Here is a 17,322-nt window from a genome sequence, read left to right on the forward strand (position 1 = left end):
GGCTGAGTCGATACAGCGTTTTAACATAGCCCGGCCTTCATCGCCCAAGCTTGATGGCGGTCATGATTCGTTGATTGACCCCGGCATCGGTTAGACTTGCCGCCTTTCCTCGTATCAAGAAGCCCGTTCATGGCCCAGCCGTCCACGACCTACAAGTTTGAACTGAACCTCACCGACCTCGACCGCAGCGTGTACGAGAGCGTCAAGCAGACCATCGCCCGCCACCCTTCGGAAACCGAAGAGCGCATGACCGTGCGGCTGCTGGCCTACGCCTTCTGGTACAACGAGCAGCTGTCTTTTGGTCGCGGTCTGTCGGACGTGGATGAGCCAGCGCTGTGGGAAAAAAGTCTGGATGACCGCGTTCTGCACTGGATCGAAGTCGGTCAGCCAGACGCCGATCGTCTGACCTGGTGCTCGCGCCGTACCGAACGCACCAGCCTGCTGGCTTACGGCAGCCTGCGTGTCTGGGAAGGTAAAGTGATTCCGGCGATCAAAAACCTGAAAAACGTGCACATCGCGGCCGTTCCTCAGGAAGTGCTGGAAACCCTGGCCAAGGACATGCCCCGCGTTATCAAGTGGGACGTGATGATCAGCGAAGGAACGATTTTCGTCACCGACGACCGTGGTCAGCATGAAGTCCAGTTGCAGTGGCTGAGCGGCGAGCGCGGCTGATTTTTCAGCGCTGGATCGCGTCACCCGGTTTTATCCTTCGTTTTCAAGAGAAGCACCTGTCATCTCATGCGCATCGAACCTCGCCTGCTACCCGCTACCCTGCCGTTTCTCGGTGATTTACCACCGCTTCTGACTCGCCTGTATGCAGCGCGGGGCGTGCAATCCGAGGCGGAACTGGACAAGAGCCTGGCGCGCTTGATCCCGTTTCAGCAGCTCAAGGGCATCGAGGCGGCGGTGGATTTGCTGGTGGTGGCGCTGGAGCAACGTCAGCGGATTCTGATCGTCGGCGACTTCGACGCCGATGGCGCGACGGCCAGTACCGTCGGCATGTTGGGACTGCGCCTGCTGGGGGCGGCTCACGTCGACTATCTGGTACCCAATCGGTTCGAGTACGGTTATGGCTTGACCCCGGAAATCGTCGCGGTGGCGCTGGAGCGCCAGCCACAGTTGCTGATCACCGTGGACAACGGCATTTCCAGCGTCGAAGGCGTGGCGGCGGCGAAAAAGGCCGGGCTCAAGGTCTTGGTTACCGATCACCACTTGCCCGGTGACGAACTGCCGTTGGCCGATGCCATCGTCAATCCGAACCAGCCAGGCTGCGAGTTTCCAAGCAAGGCGCTGGCCGGGGTCGGGGTGATTTTCTATGTGCTGATGGCGTTGCGTGCACGCTTGCGCAGCCTGGGCTGGTACGAGAGCAAGCCGCAGCCGAATATCGGCGAGTTGCTTGATCTGGTGGCGCTGGGCAGCGTCGCCGACGTGGTGCCACTGGATGCCAACAACCGGATTCTGGTGCATCAGGGCCTGGAGCGGATTCGTGCAGGCCGGGCTCGGCCGGGCATCAAGGCGATCCTCGAAGTGGCCAAGCGCGATCACTCGCGCATCACCTCCACCGATCTGGGGTTCATCCTCGGCCCGCGCTTGAACGCGGCGGGGCGTCTGGACGACATGAGTCTGGGCATCGAATGCCTGCTCACTGAAGACGTGGGCGCCGCCCGTGAAATGGCCGCGCAGCTCGACGGCATGAACCAGGACCGCAAATCCATCGAACAGGGCATGCAGCGCGAAGCATTGGCCCAGCTCAAGGACTTGCCGCTGGAGTCGATGCCGTTCGGTTTGTGCCTGTTCGATCCCGAGTGGCACCAGGGCGTCATCGGCATCCTCGCGTCGCGTATGAAAGAGCGCTATTTCCGTCCGACCATTGCCTTTGCCGACGCCGGCGACGGCATGCTCAAGGGCTCGGGACGTTCAGTGCAGGGCTTTCATATTCGTGACGCCTTGAGTGTGGTGGCGGCGCAGCATCCGACACTGATCAGCAAGTACGGCGGCCACGCGATGGCGGCGGGTCTGACGCTGCCGGAAGCGAACTTTCCGTTGTTCGCCGAGGCTTTCGACGCGGAAGTTCGCCGGCAAATGCGTGAAGAAGACCTGACCGGGCGGTTGCTGTCGGACGGCACCCTGGCGGTCGAAGAGTTTCACCTTGAACTGGCCCGCGCCTTGCGCCATGCCGGTCCATGGGGCCAACACTTTCCCGAGCCGCTGTTTCACGGGATGTTCCAGTTGGTCGAGCAGCGAGTGGTCGGCGAGCGCCATCTCAAGGTGGTGCTGAAAAGCGAATGTGGTTCCGTGAAACTCGACGGCATTGCCTTTGGCATCGACCGCGATGTCTGGCCGAACCCGACCATCCGCTGGGTTGAGCTGGCCTACAAGCTCGACGTCAACGAGTACCGTGGGCAGGAAGCCGTTCAATTGATGATTGCTCACATCGAACCGCGTTAAGCCCTTCGCGAGCAGGCTCGCTCCCACAAGGTCCGTGCAAACCCTGTGGGAGCGAGCCTGCTCGCGAAAGCGATTTCCCTCACGCTGAATCTCTATGAACCCTCCCTCATCTGCCGATGTCGACTAGGCTCTAATCACTGCTTGATTGGCCTTGTGACGTTTTGTCGAGTTTTTTACCCGTGGGGGCGGGTGCCGCATCCTTTCCTGTCACTCGTCGACTTTTCAAACAGAACCCTGGAGCCTGCCCACTGATTTGAGAGGTGCCCCATGAGTCTGCTGCTTGAACCCTACACCCTTCGTCAATTGACCCTGCTCAACCGCATCGCGGTGTCGCCGATGTGCCAATACTCCAGCGTCGATGGGCTGGCCAATGACTGGCATTTGGTACACCTCGGCAGCCGTGCCGTGGGCGGGGCCGGACTGATTTTTACCGAAGCCACGGCCGTCACCGCTGACGGACGGATCACCGCCCAGGACCTTGGCTTGTGGAACGACGAACAGATCGAGCCACTGCAACGCATCACCCGCTTTATCACCGCCCAAGGCGCGGTCGCCGGTATTCAACTGGCCCATGCCGGGCGCAAGGCCAGCACTCACCGACCATGGCTGGGCAAGCACGGCAGTATCAAACTGGCGGATGGCGGCTGGACCCCGGTTGGCCCTTCGCCGATTGCCTTCGACCCCGAACACACACCACCCACACAACTGACCGAAGCGCAGATCGCCGGGGTGATCCAGGCGTTTGTCGACTCGGCCAAGCGTGCGCTGACCGCAGGCTTCAAAGTGGTCGAAGTGCATGCCGCTCACGGTTATCTGCTGCATCAGTTTCTGTCACCGTTGAGCAATCAGCGGCGTGATCAATACGGCGGCTCTTTCGAAAATCGCATTCGTCTGGTGCTGCAAGTGACCGAAGCGATACGCGCAGTCTGGCCTGAAGAGTTACCCTTGTTCGTTCGCGTATCGGCCACAGACTGGGTCGAAGATGGCTGGAACCCGGATGAAACCGTGGAGCTGGCGCGGCGTTTGAAAGCATTGGGGGTCGATCTGATCGACGTGTCATCCGGTGGCACAGCGGCGAATGCGGAGATTCCTACCGGGCCGGGGTATCAGACGCGGTTTGCCGAGCGCGTGCGCAAGGAGTCGGGGATTGCCACCGGTACCGTCGGATTGATCACTGAACCGGCACAGGCCGAACACATTCTGCGCACCTGCCAGGCCGACATCATCCTGCTGGCTCGCGAACTGTTACGCGACCCGTACTGGCCGTTGCATGCCGATGATGACCTGGGCGGACGCAAGGCCACCTGGCCGGCGCAATATCAACGGGCAACGAGCCGCGATCAGCCGATCCATGAGTCGGATTTGCGTGATTGATCCGCCTCTACCGAGCAAGCCAAGAAAAACGCCGCTTTCCCATTCAGGGACAAGCGGCGTTTTTTCTTGAGTGAGCAGCACCACACGAGCGGTGGGCTTTGTGGTCGCACGAGAGCTCGGAAAGGCTCGTGCGACGACAAAGGGGCGGGTTTACTGATCCACTTTGGTGGTCGAAGTGGCAGCCTTACTCAAGCCCTTTGAATCGTGATCTCCTGGCTTGGTGGCCGAGATCGCAGTGGCCTTGGCAAGTCCGTGGGTGGTTTTGGAATGTGCAACCCCGGACGTAGCCACGCCAAGGCCTTTACTGTCATTACGAGTGCGGCCAGTGTGATGGCCTTTGACGCCGTGGTCCCTGACCGCTCGGCCGGCATGATCGCTTTCCTGACCTTCCTTAAGACCACTTAGGCCATGGTCCCTGACCGCTCGGCCATCATGATCGGCTTCTTTACCTTCAGCACGGCCTTTGCTGCCAGCATCAGCAGAATGACCTTCTCCTCGGCCGCCACTGCCACCAGCGTCGCCGCCGTGACCTGCGCCGTTGCCGCCACCGCTACCACCGCCACCGCTACCACCGCTACCGTTACCGCCACCGTGGCTACCACCATCTTTCGCATAAGCGAAGCTCACGGGGAGTAAAGGCGCAGCAGCCAGCATCATGACGCACGACATAACAGCGACTAGATTCGTTTTCTTTAAAAGCATGATTGCTTCCATCGATCAGGGTAGGTTCGTATCAACTAGGACGCCTATCACTGTCTATAGTTCTCAGGCTCCCGACAGAAGGCACTACGGCAAGAGGATCACGGATATGACGACTCGTTCAGTTGTAGCTTTTTTGACAAGCATCGCGCTTTTATGTGGCTCTACGGCTCTGTACGCAGATCCTGGCAATGGCAAGGGCAACCCGCACGGTAACGGGAGCAAAGGCAACAAATCCCAGAACTATCAACAGGAGGATGGATACGGTGGCCCGCAGATCGACGTGGGTGGTGTTCGCGTCATCATCGGCAACAGTCGTGATTATTGGTCGCCTGGTCCAGCGCTACCGCCAGGCATTCAAAAGAAGATTGCCCAAGGAAAACCTCTGCCACCGGGAATCGCCAAGAAACTGGACGGCAGGATGCGGGACAGGCTACCTCGTTATGAGGGCTATGAATGGCAGCAAGCCGGTACAGACCTGATCCTGGTGACCATCGCAACCGGACTTATATACCAGGTCCTGCATAACGTGGCGGACTGAGTTTCCGGCTGCGAGACGATAGAACGAAAAAGCCCGGCAACTGGCCAGGCTTTGTTTGTCTTACGCAATCTCGGTGGCTGAGCCGCCGTCACTTATCTTAAGCGGTTGCCCAATCCGGGTACTTACGCTTGTCTGGTGCTGGCGGGAAGTACTGATACAACCAGGTCTCGCTCAACGTCCGGTCATGGGTGCGGATGAACAACCGCAGTTCGACCGGGGCCACGCTGTCATCGGTCGGGAACCAGTCAAAGGTAATTCGATAGCCTTTGATGTCATCCAGCACCAGCACGTTGAAATCCTTGACCTGACCGTTCGACGCCGTGACCACCGGTTCGATGCTGGTGCCTTCAGGTAAGCGATCCAGTCCACCACCGGTAAAGTCGACCGCAAAGCGCCGCGCCCAGACCTTCGGATAGTGCTCACCCGGTGCCCAACCCTCGGTGAAACCGCCCATACCCGAACGCGTGGCATTGACCCGCGCCAGCGGGGTGCCAACGGGCGGCAGGGCGCTCCAGTAGAGCTTGTAGCCGTAGTTCAGCGAGTCGCCGGCGGCCACCGGTTTCTTCGGGGTCCAGAAGGCTACGATGTTGTCCAGGGTTTCGCCGGTGGTGGGGATTTCCAGCAGGTCGACGGAGCCTTCGCCCCACGCGGTGGTCGGCTCGACCCACAGGCTCGGGCGCTTGCTGTACCAATCAACGGTGTCCTGATAACTGTCGAACTCATGGTCGGTTTGCACCAGGCCAAAACCTTTCGGGTCCTTGTCGGCGAAGGCGTTGAATTGCAAGGTCGCCGGGTTGTTAAGCGGTCGGCAGATCCACTCCCCGTTGCCACGCCACATGGCGAGGCGATCCGAGTCGTGGATCTGCGGGTGAAGGGTGTCGCACATGCGCCGTTCGTGGGTGCCGCAGCTGAACATGCTGGTCATCGGCGCGATGCCGAGTTGCTCGATGGCCGTGCGCGCGTTGACATGGGCGTCGATGGCCATCACCACCTGACTGGCCTGGCAGTCGATGTCAAAGCGGTAGGCGCCGGTGGCGCTCGGCGAGTCGAGCAGGGCATAGACCACGAAGCGGGTGCTGTCCTTGTCCGGGGTTTCGAACCAGAACTTGGTGAAGTCCGGAAACTCTTCGCGCTTCCTGGCGTAGGTGTCGATCGCCAGGCCACGGGCCGACAAGCCGTACTGGCCGGTGTTATCTACAGCACGAAAGTAGCTGGCGCCGAGGAACGACACCACATCGTGCTTATCCAGCTCCGGGGCCTTGAACAGCTTGAACCCGGCAAAGCCCAGGTCGCCCTTGAGCTGCGCGGTGTCGACGCTGGAATTCTGGTAATTGAACAATGACGGGTGGAAGTGCACTTCCCGCGCCTGACGGGTCTTGGGGTCGACGCTGTACATGCGCACCGGTTGTTTGAACCCCATGCCGACGTGGAAGAACTGCACGTCGAGTTGCCCGTTCAGGTCGTTCCACAGCGAGTGGCTGGCGTCGTACTGAATCGCGTTGAACTGCTGCGGCGTCATGTTCGAAAGCGTCGGTGGCAACACCTGCTTGGTGTCGACATAGCCACGGCTGGCCAATTGCTTGGCTTGCGCTTGCAATGCTTCGAAGTCGAAGGCCTCGGCCTCGCCATCGGCAGTCCCGGCCCAGGCCCGCGCGGCCAACAATCCAGTGGCCGAAAGGCCGGTGTAGGCCGCGATGGCCATGGAGGCTTTCAGCAAATTCCTGCGGTGCATAGGACAACCTGTCTTGGACGATCCCGCGGCGTTCCTGGCGGCGTTACGGATCAGAAATAGAGGTTCGGACAAGCCTTCGGCCAAACGCATCGGATTTTAAACAGATGCCGAATAAGATAAAGCGTTCGAATTAACTCGAAAAATGATTAGCGTGTGTTTCACACAAAGCACCCGCGGATCACTTCAGGAGACCCCGCATGCTCAGCGAGCATCTCGGGCCCGAGCCCGAGGATATTCACCCGTTTTTCAAATCAACATAGCGTTTCAAATAAGTGTTTTTATTTATTGGACTAATTACTCTAAAAATCGCTCGCCAGCGTTTTTTTGTTCCTATTCTTAGGCTCATGACCGGCCTTTGCCCTTGAGGCCGGTAAACGTTCAGCCGCAGCCAGGCAGGTGCCGACCGCTGCTGAAAACCAGGCAGGGCGATGAAGTAGCTGAAGTTTCATTTCACGTGCAGAGGGACATCGTCCATGGCAAAAGCGCAAGGCATCATCGGGTTTTTGGGGATTTTCTCAGGCATGAGCATCCCGCGAAGGTCGCGCCGGCTCAGCTCGGAGGAGGTGAAACTCGTCGAGCAGTATCGCCAGTTGTCGGAGAACGACCGCATTGCAATGCGCTATCTGGTGGACGCGATGCACAGTGTTTCGCGGTTTTGAGGCGGGTTAACGGTCTCTCCCATATTCGCTTATGGGAGGGGCTGTTGGTCTTGTGCATCAACCCCGATTGCATTGAGTGTCACCACTCCTGATTACGCTCGGTTCGTTGATGCAATATCCGCAGGATCTGCACCTGGCCAAGTACCAGGCGATAAGGTGCAACAAATGGAAGCTGATTCAGGACAAGCTCACGTACATCCGGTACCAGTGACGGACGCCCTGAGCCGGGGAACAGTTCAAGCTGGCCAAAGGTGTTGAGGATGCTTGTCACCACATCGTTGGCAGCGACTGCGCCAATCAGCCCGCAATAGTGTTCATGAATGGCGTCCAGGTCACTCTCAGCTTTCTCGGTCAGTGCGACTCTCGGCACGATTTGTCCACTTAGCCTTCACGGCGTCCAGATCGGTCAGTTTTCCAGCATCGGCATCGGCAATACCTTCGCTGATCGCTTGCAGATGCCAGGATTCGGCTTCTACATAGCGCACCAGTGCACGCTTGAGGTGGTACTGACGGTCGCGATCGGTCGCTGCTGCAAGCTGATCCAGCTGCCGGGCAAGAATCTCTTCGACTCGAAAGGACAAAACGGGCGAGGCCATCGCGGCTCTCCTGTGAGTGTGTATACGTTGTAAACGACGTAAACACCCTAGGCCCTGCCAGTATTTCAGTCAACCACCGTTGCGTGCGCGGTGTCAGGAAATCTTAGCGGGACAGGTGCTGGAGGGAGTCAGCGATGTGTTGCCAAATGCTTGCTCCCTCCAGTGGTCTTCAGTTGTTACCTGCTGATTTTCCAGGCGTCGCCCGCCGGGGCGGTGCCATGGTCATACGGTTTGCCGAGCCACATGTAGAGCAGCCCCAGGCCGATGACGATGGCGGTGCTCAGCACCATGGCGTAGTTGATGTACCACGCTGCATCCGGCGTACGTGGCCAGGCCATGTTGATGATTGCGCCAACGCCATAGACCAGCGCACCGATATTCACCGGCAGACCCCACGCGCCCAGCGTGAACTTGCCGCTGGGTTTCCAGCCGCGGGCACGGGCATACAGCGACGCGAGGACGATCATCTGGAACGCCAGGTAAATGCCGATGGCCGCGAAGCTGACGATGGTGGCGACCGCGTCTTGCAGGAAAAAGCCGAGGGCAATAATCAGCGCTGGGAGGACGCCAGACACGAACAGCGCAGCAACCGGAACCTGCGTTGTAGGCGAAATCTTTTTCAGCAGCGCACTGCCGATGACCATTTCATCACGAGCGTAGGAATACAGCAGACGACTGGCCGCGGCTTGCAGGCTGATGACGCAGGAGATGAAGGAAATCATGACTACGCCCATCACCACTTTCGAACCCACAGGGCCGAAGGCGTTGTTGAGGATGGTGGTCACCGGGTCCTTGTCGGTGCCGTTGATCACTGCTTGCATGTCCGGCACGGCCAGAATCAGCGCCAGGCAGGCAAACATCGCCGCGATGCCACCGATGTAGATGGTCATGCGCATGGCCACCGGAATCTGTTTGCTCGGGTTCGGGGTTTCTTCGGCGACGTCGCCGCAGGCCTCGAAGCCGTAGTACAGAAACATCCCGGCCAAGGATGCGGTCAGGAACGCCGGCAGGTAGGAGCCGTCGACGCGGATATCAAAGGTGTTGAACAGTACGCTGAGCGGTTGATGACGTTCGAACACCAGCAGGTACACGCCGACGATCACCGCGCCGACCAGTTCGCAAAGGAAGCCGAACATGGCGATGCGCGCCAGCACCTTGGTGCCGCTGAGGTTGACCAGGGTGGCGAACAGCGTCAGCACCAGGGCGATGACGATGTTGGTGTTATTGCTCGGTTCAAAACCCATCATCGCCGCCAGGTAAGGACCGGCACCGACCGCAACGGCCGCGATAGTCACGCACAGGGCGATGGAGTAGATCCAGCCGACCATCCACGCCCAGCGTTTGCCCACCAAGCGGCGGGCCCACGGGTAGACGCCGCCGGAAATCGGAAACTGCGAAACCACTTCACCGAAAATCAGACAGACCAGCAGTTGGCCACAACCCACCAGCAGATACGCCCAGAACATTGGCGGGCCACCGGCGGCCAGGCACAGGCCGAACAGGGTATAAACCCCTACGACCGGAGAAAGATAAGTGAAGCCCAGGGCGAAGTTTTCCCACAGGCTCATGCTGCGATTGAAGTTCGAGGTGTAGCCCAGCTTGCGTAGCTGCTCGGCATCGCTGTCGGCGGCTATTGCCGGGAGTTCGTTGAGTGTACTCATGGCGTTGATGCTCCGGAAAATCGGCAGATTTCGGATGTCCGAAACCGTGGCTGGGCCATGACGGCTCAACCCGGATCGGTGGTTATTGTTTTGGCTGCTTTGGGGTGGAACCTGGTGGTGCTGGTTGCCGGTTTCTTCCTTGAGTTTGCGGTGACGCCATCGCGAGCAGGCTCGCTCCCACAGAGGAATGAGATCAAATGTGGGAGCGAGCTTGCTCCGGGCGGCGATCCGACGATGCTTTTAGTGCTTGAACATCACATGCCTTACGGTGGTGTAGTCCTCCAGGCCGTACATGGACATGTCCTTGCCATAGCCGGACAGTTTCTGACCGCCGTGTGGCATTTCGCTGACCAGCATGAAGTGTGTATTCACCCAGGTGCAGCCGTACTGCAAGCGGGCGGCGAGGCGGTGAGCGCGGCCGACATCGGCGGTCCACACCGACGACGCCAGGCCGTAGTCCGAATCGTTGGCCCAGCCCAGCACCTGCGCTTCATCGGTGAATTGGGTCACCGACACGACCGGGCCGAATACTTCGCGGCGGACGATCTCGTCGTCCTGTTGCGCGTCGGCCAACACCGTCGGTTCGAAGAAGAACCCGTTGCCTTCCACGGCTTTGCCGCCGGTGATCAAACGGATGTGCGGTTGCGCGACAGAGCGCTCGACAAAACCGGCTACGCGGTCGCGATGCTGGGCGGTGATCAGCGGGCCCAGTTCAGTCGACGGATCATCCTGCAGACCGTACTTGATCGTGCTGACGGCCGCGCCGAGCTTCTCGACGAACTTCTCGTAGATGCCTGCCTGGGCATAGATGCGGCAAGCGGCGGTGCAATCCTGGCCAGCGTTGTAGAAACCGAAGGTGCGAATGCCTTCCACCGCGGCGTCGATGTCGGCGTCGTTGAAGATGATCACCGGGGCTTTGCCGCCCAGCTCCATGTGCATGCGTTTGACGCTGTCGGCGGTGCTGGAAATGATGTTCGAGCCAGTGGCGATCGAACCGGTCAGCGACACCATGCGCACTTTCGGGTGGGTGACCAGCGGGCTGCCCACCGTAGGCCCACGGCCGAATACCAGGTTGAGCACGCCGGCCGGGAAAATCTCCGACGCGAGTTCTACCAGACGCAGCGCGGTCAGTGGCGTTTGCTCCGACGGCTTGAGCACCACGGTATTACCGGCAGCCAGGGCCGGGGCGATTTTCCAGGCGACCATCATCAGTGGGTAGTTCCACGGTGCAATGGAGGCGATCACGCCGACCGGGTCGCGGCGGATCATCGAGGTGTGCCCCGGCAGGTATTCACCCCCGGCCATACCGCTCATGCAGCGGCTGGCGCCGGCGAAGAAGCGGAACACATCGGCAATCGCCGGAATCTCGTCGTTCAGCGCGGCGCTGTAGGGTTTGCCGCAGTTGTCCGATTCAAGCCTGGCCAATTCCTCACCGTGGGCCTGGATGACGTCGGCGAGTTTGAGCAACAGCAGCGAACGGTCTTTGGGTGGGGTCTGCGACCAGCCTTCAAACGCGGCATCGGCGGCGCGCACCGCAGCGTCGACCTGGGCTTCGCTGGCTTCGTTGATTTCTACCAGTACGCGACCCAGGGCCGGGTTGAATACCGGTTGGGCAGGGCCTTCGCCGGCGACAAGCTGGCCGTTGATCAAGAGTTTGGTTTGCATGGTTTTGTCCTTGTCGAAGCAGTTCTTGTTTTCATGCTGAAATCGGCCCCTGTGGGAGCGAGCCTGCTCGCGATAGCGGTCTTACAATCGACATCTTTGTTGAATGTCAGTCAGTCATCGCGAGCAGGCTCGCTCCCACAAAAAGCCAGGCCCCACAGTGGATAGTCGTTGTCAGTTATTTACCGCCGCTGCCCGCGACGCTTTCGCCGCCGCGAGTCAGGTAATAGGCGCCGAGGATCGGCAGCATGGTCACGATCATCACCAGCATCGCCACCACGTTGGTTACCGGTACATCCCGTGGGCGGCTGAGCTGGTTGAGCAGCCACAGCGGCAAGGTACGTTCGTGGCCGGCGGTGAAGGTGGTGACGATGATTTCGTCGAACGACAGGGCGAACGCCAACATGCCGCCGGCCAACAACGCCGAGCCGAGGTTCGGCAGGACGATGTAGCGAAAGGTCTGCCAGCCGTCAGCGCCCAGATCCATCGACGCCTCGATCAAACTGTGGGAAGTACGGCGCAGGCGGGCGATGACGTTGTTGTAGACGATCACCACGCAAAAGGTTGCGTGACCGACAATGATGGTGAACATCCCGGGCTCGATGCCCAGCGTCTTGAAGGTCGCCAGCAGCGCGATACCGGTGATGATCCCCGGCAACGCAATCGGCAGGATCAGCATCAGCGAAATGCCCTGCTTGCCGAAGAAATCCCGCCGGTACAGCGCCGCCGAAGCCAGCGTCCCGAGGACCATGGCGATCAAGGTCGCGATAGAAGCGATCTGTAGCGAGAGCTTGATTGCTTCCAGCACGTCAGGCCGCGAGAACGCCACGCTGAACCACTTCAGGGTGAAGCCCTGGGGCGGAAAGCTGAACGCCGCGTCTTCGGTGTTGAAGGCGTACAGGAAGATGATCAGGATCGGGAAGTGCAGAAACACCAACCCGCCCCAGGCCGCGATGCGCAGACCGAGAGAGGCTTTCTCTCCCTGCGTTTGTGTATTAGAGCGCATCGAAAGCCCCCAGACGTTTGACGATGGACAGGTAAACCGCGATCAGCACGATCGGCACCAACGTGAAGGCCGCGGCCATTGGCATGTTGCCGATGGCGCCTTGTTGGGCGTAGACCATGCTGCCGACGAAGTAGCCCGGCGGGCCGACCAGTTGCGGCACGATGAAGTCACCGAGGGTCAGCGAGAAGGTGAAGATCGAACCGGCTGCAATGCCCGGAATCGACAGCGGCAAAATCACCTGCATGAACGTCTGGTGTGGCTTGGCGCCGAGGTCGGCGGACGCTTGCAGCAGCGACGGCGGCAGGCGTTCCAGCGAGGCCTGGATCGGCAGGATCATGAACGGCAGCCAGATGTAGACGAACACCATGAAACGGCCCACATGGGAGGTCGACAAGGTACTGCCGCCGACGCCGGGAATCCCGAGCACGAACTGCAAGACCGGCCCCAATCCCAGGTGCTGGACGAACCACTGCGCCACCCCACCCTTGGCCAACAGCAGGGTCCAGGCGTACGCCTTGACGATGTAACTGGCCCACATCGGCATCATCACCGCGATGTAGAAAAACGCCTTGGTGTTGCCGGTGGTGTAGCGCGCCATGTAGTAGGCAATCGGGAACGCGACGATGGCGCTGGCGATCGAGACCACGATGGCCATGCCCAAGGTGCGTAGGATGATGTCGAAGTTCGATGGGTTGAACAGCGCCGCGAAGTTCGCCAGGGTCAGTTCGGGAGTGACCGCCATGGTGAAGTCGTCGAAGGTGTAGAAACCCTGCCACAGCAACGTCAACAGCGAACCTAAATAGATCGCGCCGAACCAGATCAGCGGTGGCACCAGCAACATCGCTAGGTACAGGTTGGGCCGGCGATACAGCAGGTTGGAAAACCTGCGCAGCAGCGAGCTGCCGACCGGGGTTTGGCTTATGGTCACGCTGTTCATCTCAGACCCCGCTCGCAACGGTGTCGTGCAACGGGATCATCGCCTCGCGGGCCCAGCGCGCACGGATAAGTTGCCCGGTCTGATGCTGGGTGCTGACATCCAGCCACTGGTCGTTGGCCTGGCTGATGTTCAGGGTCTGGCCGTTTTCAAGTTTCATCTCGTAACGCGTCGCGCTGCCCTGATACTGGATGTCGTGCAGCAGGCCGCTGACTTCGATTTCGTGGCTGGCCTTTGGGCCTTCGGCGAAGCGCACGTGTTCCGGGCGAATTGAGAACGGCTGTGGATGGCCGCTCAGCTGTTTGGCCAGATCACCACGGATCACGTTGGAGGTGCCGACGAACTCGGCAACGAAGGTGGTGCCAGGTTTCATGTACAGGTTGCGCGGGGTATCGACCTGCTCAATGCGGCCCTTGTTGAACACCGCCACCCGGTCGGACATCGACAGCGCTTCAGTCTGGTCGTGGGTGACGAAGATGAACGTGATGCCGAGCTGGCGCTGGAGCTTCTTCAACTCGCCCTGCATTTGTTCGCGCAGCTTCAGATCGAGCGCGCCCAACGGTTCATCGAGCAGCAGCACCCGCGGACGATTAACCAGGGCACGGGCCAGGGCCACGCGCTGACGCTGGCCACCAGACAGTTGCACCGGTTTACGCTCGCCGTAACCGCCAAGGGCGACCATGTCGAGGGCATCGATGGCGCGCTTCATGCGTTCGGCCTTGCCGACGCCTTTGACCTTCAAACCGTAGGCAACGTTTTCGCGAACGTTCATGTGCGGGAACAGCGCGTAATCCTGAAACACGGTGTTCACGTCACGTTGATAGGGCGGCAAACCAGCGGCCTCGGCGCCGTGAATTCGGATCGAGCCTGTGCTCGGTTGTTCGAAGCCGGCGATCAGTCGCAGGCAGGTGGTTTTGCCCGAGCCGGAAGGGCCGAGCATGGAAAAGAACTCACCGTCCTGGATGTCGATGGAAACCCGGTCTACGGCTTTCACTTCACCGAACTGACGGGAAACATTGGTGAACTGGACTGCAAGCGTCATGGTGCGGTGCTCCAAAAAGGCGAAGGCCGTCGCAGCGGCCCAGCCTGGACTTCTGAAAAAACGAACATCTGTTGTCTGTAAAACCGAGCACGGTAGCGGCAAGGGCGGTGATCAAATGTGGGAGCGAGCCTGCTCGCGAAGGCGGTGCGTCAGTCAACAGCGATATTGACTGTTATGCCCTCATCGCGAGCAGGCTCGCTCCCACAGGGGGCTCGGACTATCTACCGCCCATGATCGCGATGTAGTCCTGGGTCCAGCGGCTATAAGGCACGAACTTGCCGCCTTCAGCCTGTGGGGTTTTCCAGAAGGCGATCTTGTCGAACTGGTCGAAACCGTTGGTCTTGCAGCCTTCGGCGCCGAGCAGTTCGCTTCCCTTACACGCCGCCGGCACGGCGGGCAGCGAGCCGAACCACGCGGCGACGTCGCCCTGGACCTTGGGTTGCAGCGACCAGTCCATCCACTTGTAGGCGCAGTTCGGGTGTTTGGCATCGGCGTGCAACATGGTGGTGTCGGCCCAGCCGGTCACGCCTTCTTTCGGAATGGTCGAGGCCACCGGCTGCTTGTCGGCTTGCAGGCCGTTGACCATGTAGCCCCAGGTGCTGGATGCCGCGACACCTTCGTTCTTGAAGTCGCTCATCTGCACGGTCGCGTCATGCCAGTAGCGGTGAACCAGCGGCTGCTGAGCGCGCAACAGGTCGAGCACGGCCTTGTACTGGGTTTCGGTCAGTTCGTAAGGGCTCTTGATGCCCAGTTCCGGTTTGGTCGCCTTCAAGTACAGCGCGGCGTCGGCGATGTAGATCGGGCCGTCATAGGCTTGTACGCGGCCCTTGTTGGCTTTGCCGTCCGGCAGGTTTTGCGGATCGAACACCACGCTCCAGCTGTCAGGCGCGATTTTGAAAACGTTGGTGTTGTACATCAGCACGTTCGGGCCCCACTGATAAGGCGTGCCGTAGACCTGCTTGTTGACTACGTACCACGGCCCGTCCTTGAGGCGCGGGTCGATGTTTTTCCAGTTCGGGATCAGCGCTGTGTTGATCGGCTGCACACGCTTGCCACCAATCAAGCGCAACGAGGCATCGCCGGACGCGGTCACCAGGTCATAACCACCCTTGGCCATCAGGCTGACCATTTCGTCAGAGGTGGCGGCGGTTTTGACGCTGACCTTGCAGCCGGTTTCTTTCTCGAAACCGGTGACCCAGTCGTAGGCCTTATCGCTTTCGCCACGTTCGATGTAACCCGGCCAGGCGACAATATCCAACTGGCCTTCGCCAGCGCCAACGGCTTTCAGCGGTTCGGCGGCCTGGATACTGGCGCTGGCCAGCAAGGCGGTGGTGATGGCACTGAGCAGTGCGGTCTTGTGCACGAACATGGGGTTTCCCTCTTCTTTAATTATGGTCGGGGCAGTTTTTGAACGTGGTAGAGCTGGCCTTTTCGGCTCGTTGTTAGCGTAGTGCGGTTATTTCAAATCGCTGCCGTGGCGGGCCATGATGTGCCGCACCACGCTGTAGTCCTGGAGCGAGTCGCTGGATAAGTCTTTGCCGTAACCCGAGCGCTTCAAGCCGCCGTGGGGCATTTCGCTGACCAGCATGAAATGGCTGTTGATCCAGGTGCAGCCGTACTGCAAGCGCGCGGCCACCTGCATTGCCTTGTCCAGATTTTGCGTCCATACGGACGAGGCCAGGCCGTATTCCGAGTCGTTGGCCCAGTCCACCGCTTGCGCAAGTTCCTCGAAGCGGGTCACGGTGACCACCGGCCCGAACACTTCACGCTGAACGATTTCATCGCTCTGTTTGCAGCCGGCCAGCAGGGTTGGCTGGTAGTAGAAACCGGCGCCGGAATGCACCGCCGCGCCGGTCACCCGTTCGATGTGCGGCTGGCCGAGGGCGCGTTCGACAAAACTGGCCACACGGTCGCGCTGGCGAGTGCTGATCAGCGGGCCGAGTTCGTTGTCGGCATCGCGTTTACCGGCGAAGCGCAGGCTGCTGACTGCGGCACCGAGTTCGGCGACCAATTTGTCGTGAATCCCGGCCTGTGCATAAATCCGGCAGGCGGCGGTGCAGTCCTGCCCTGCGTTGTAGTAGCCGTAACTGCGCACGCCGTCGACCACCGCTTGAAGGTCGGCGTCGTTGCAGACGATCACCGGCGCTTTGCCGCCGAGTTCCAGGTGGGTGCGTTTGAGGGTCTTGGCGGCAGCCTGAAGGATTTTCTGCCCGGTCACGATGTCGCCGGTCAGCGACACCATGCGCACTTTGGGGTGGCTGACCAAATGGCTGCCGACACCTTCACCGCCGCCGCAGATGATATTTATCACCCCACGTGGAAGGATTTCAGCCAGCGCCGGGGCCAGGGCGAGAATCGACAGCGGCGTGTGTTCGGACGGCTTGAACACCAGGGTGTTGCCGGCGGCCAGGGCCGGGGCGATTTTCCAGGCGGCCATCATGATCGGGTAATTCCACGGCGCGATGGACGCTACGACCCCTATAGGATCGCGACGCACCATGCTGGTGTAGCCCGGCAGGTACTCACCGCTGAGCTGGCCAGTCTGGCAGCGCACGGCGCCGGCAAAGAAGCGGAACACATCGACCGTCGCACTCAAGTCGTCCTGGCGGGCCAGGTGCAGCGGCTTGCCGCAGTTCAGCGATTCCAGGCGGGCGAGGAGGTCGGCGTGTTTCTCCACCGCGTTGGCGATGTCCAGCAGGATGTTCGAGCGCTGTTGCGGGGTGGTTCGCGACCAGCCGGCGAAGGCGCGGTGGGCGGCGAGGATCGCGGCTTCGACTTGTTCGGTGCTGGCTTCGGCGATGTGCGTCAGCACTTCACCGGTGGCCGGGTTGATGATCGGCTCGACAAAGCCTTCGCCTGCGACCAATTCACCATCGATCAGCAATGCAGTGAACAACGGGGTCTGCGCGCCAGCCATTTTTCGGGTTCTCTTTTCTTGTGTGGTCATGGGGCTCCCTGTGACTGGGGA

At 60.3% G+C, this 17,322-nt stretch carries 16 protein-coding genes; 5 read left to right on the forward strand and 11 right to left on the reverse strand.

Features of this window, described 5'->3' with window-relative positions; translation table 11 throughout:
- Window positions 1-129: 129 nt before the first annotated feature.
- From NTD87_RS15285 to NTD87_RS15295, 3 genes are all read left to right on the forward strand, one after another.
- The gene (locus tag NTD87_RS15285; RefSeq protein WP_262114826.1) at window positions 130-672 is read left to right on the forward strand and encodes a YaeQ family protein; all 543 of its coding nucleotides are present in this window, start codon (window positions 130-132) and stop codon (window positions 670-672) included.
- Between the two features lie 66 nt (window positions 673-738).
- Window positions 739-2,448 carry a single-stranded-DNA-specific exonuclease RecJ gene (gene recJ, locus NTD87_RS15290; RefSeq protein ID WP_262114827.1) on the forward strand — a complete coding sequence of 570 codons (1,710 nt, stop codon included), beginning with the start codon at window positions 739-741 and terminating at the stop codon, window positions 2,446-2,448.
- A 267-nt stretch (window positions 2,449-2,715) separates the two neighbouring features.
- Window positions 2,716-3,822, forward strand: a complete 1,107-nt coding sequence (locus NTD87_RS15295) for an NADH:flavin oxidoreductase/NADH oxidase (protein WP_262114828.1) — start codon at window positions 2,716-2,718, stop codon at window positions 3,820-3,822.
- A 150-nt stretch (window positions 3,823-3,972) separates the two neighbouring features.
- Here the strand turns inward: NTD87_RS15295 and NTD87_RS15300 are convergent, their stop codons facing one another.
- Window positions 3,973-4,524 carry a hypothetical protein gene (locus tag NTD87_RS15300; protein WP_262114829.1) on the reverse strand — a complete coding sequence of 184 codons (552 nt, stop codon included), beginning with the start codon at window positions 4,522-4,524 and terminating at the stop codon, window positions 3,973-3,975.
- A gap of 106 nt (window positions 4,525-4,630) precedes the next feature.
- Between NTD87_RS15300 and NTD87_RS15305 the strand changes: the two genes are divergently transcribed.
- Window positions 4,631-5,062, forward strand: coding sequence for an RcnB family protein (locus NTD87_RS15305; protein ID WP_262114831.1), 432 nt, complete (start codon window positions 4,631-4,633; stop codon window positions 5,060-5,062).
- 97 nt (window positions 5,063-5,159) lie between these two features.
- Here the strand turns inward: NTD87_RS15305 and NTD87_RS15310 are convergent, their stop codons facing one another.
- Complete coding sequence (locus NTD87_RS15310) at window positions 5,160-6,794, reverse strand: glucan biosynthesis protein D (protein ID WP_262114832.1); 1,635 nt, start codon at window positions 6,792-6,794, stop codon at window positions 5,160-5,162.
- A 473-nt stretch (window positions 6,795-7,267) separates the two neighbouring features.
- On the opposite strand from NTD87_RS15310, the gene NTD87_RS15315 reads away from it, so the two are divergent.
- A complete protein-coding gene (locus tag NTD87_RS15315) occupies window positions 7,268-7,453 on the forward strand; it encodes a hypothetical protein (RefSeq protein WP_262114833.1) in 186 nt (61 codons plus the stop codon).
- Window positions 7,454-7,532: 79 nt separating this feature from the next.
- Here NTD87_RS15315 and NTD87_RS15320 read toward each other — a convergent pair whose 3' ends face one another.
- The 9 genes from NTD87_RS15320 to NTD87_RS15360 form a co-directional block, all read right to left on the reverse strand.
- Window positions 7,533-7,823, reverse strand: a complete 291-nt coding sequence (locus NTD87_RS15320; RefSeq protein ID WP_262114834.1) for a type II toxin-antitoxin system RelE/ParE family toxin — start codon at window positions 7,821-7,823, stop codon at window positions 7,533-7,535.
- The gene (locus tag NTD87_RS15325) at window positions 7,792-8,049 is read right to left on the reverse strand and encodes a CopG family ribbon-helix-helix protein (protein ID WP_262114835.1); all 258 of its coding nucleotides are present in this window, start codon (window positions 8,047-8,049) and stop codon (window positions 7,792-7,794) included. Before NTD87_RS15325 ends, NTD87_RS15320 begins: the two co-directional genes overlap by 32 nt.
- Window positions 8,050-8,225: 176 nt before the next feature.
- On the reverse strand, window positions 8,226-9,710 hold the full coding sequence (locus NTD87_RS15330) for an APC family permease (protein WP_262114836.1): 1,485 nt from the start codon (window positions 9,708-9,710) through the stop codon (window positions 8,226-8,228).
- 240 nt (window positions 9,711-9,950) lie between these two features.
- Window positions 9,951-11,375: a gamma-aminobutyraldehyde dehydrogenase gene (locus tag NTD87_RS15335; protein WP_262114837.1), complete on the reverse strand. Its 1,425-nt coding sequence runs from the start codon at window positions 11,373-11,375 to the stop codon at window positions 9,951-9,953.
- A gap of 175 nt (window positions 11,376-11,550) precedes the next feature.
- Complete coding sequence (locus NTD87_RS15340; RefSeq protein ID WP_262114838.1) at window positions 11,551-12,378, reverse strand: ABC transporter permease; 828 nt, start codon at window positions 12,376-12,378, stop codon at window positions 11,551-11,553.
- A complete protein-coding gene (locus tag NTD87_RS15345) occupies window positions 12,368-13,315 on the reverse strand; it encodes an ABC transporter permease (protein WP_262114839.1) in 948 nt (315 codons plus the stop codon). Before NTD87_RS15345 ends, NTD87_RS15340 begins: the two co-directional genes overlap by 11 nt.
- Before the next feature lies 1 nt (window position 13,316).
- The gene (locus NTD87_RS15350) at window positions 13,317-14,354 is read right to left on the reverse strand and encodes an ABC transporter ATP-binding protein (protein WP_262114840.1); all 1,038 of its coding nucleotides are present in this window, start codon (window positions 14,352-14,354) and stop codon (window positions 13,317-13,319) included.
- A gap of 217 nt (window positions 14,355-14,571) precedes the next feature.
- The gene (gene ydcS, locus NTD87_RS15355) at window positions 14,572-15,723 is read right to left on the reverse strand and encodes a putative ABC transporter substrate-binding protein YdcS (protein ID WP_262114841.1); all 1,152 of its coding nucleotides are present in this window, start codon (window positions 15,721-15,723) and stop codon (window positions 14,572-14,574) included.
- Window positions 15,724-15,810: 87 nt separating this feature from the next.
- Window positions 15,811-17,301: a gamma-aminobutyraldehyde dehydrogenase gene (locus tag NTD87_RS15360; protein WP_262114843.1), complete on the reverse strand. Its 1,491-nt coding sequence runs from the start codon at window positions 17,299-17,301 to the stop codon at window positions 15,811-15,813.
- Window positions 17,302-17,322: the final 21 nt, after the last annotated feature.

It is taken from the genome of Pseudomonas sp. 6D_7.1_Bac1 (assembly GCF_025465945.1).
Taxonomy (GTDB): domain Bacteria; phylum Pseudomonadota; class Gammaproteobacteria; order Pseudomonadales; family Pseudomonadaceae; genus Aquipseudomonas.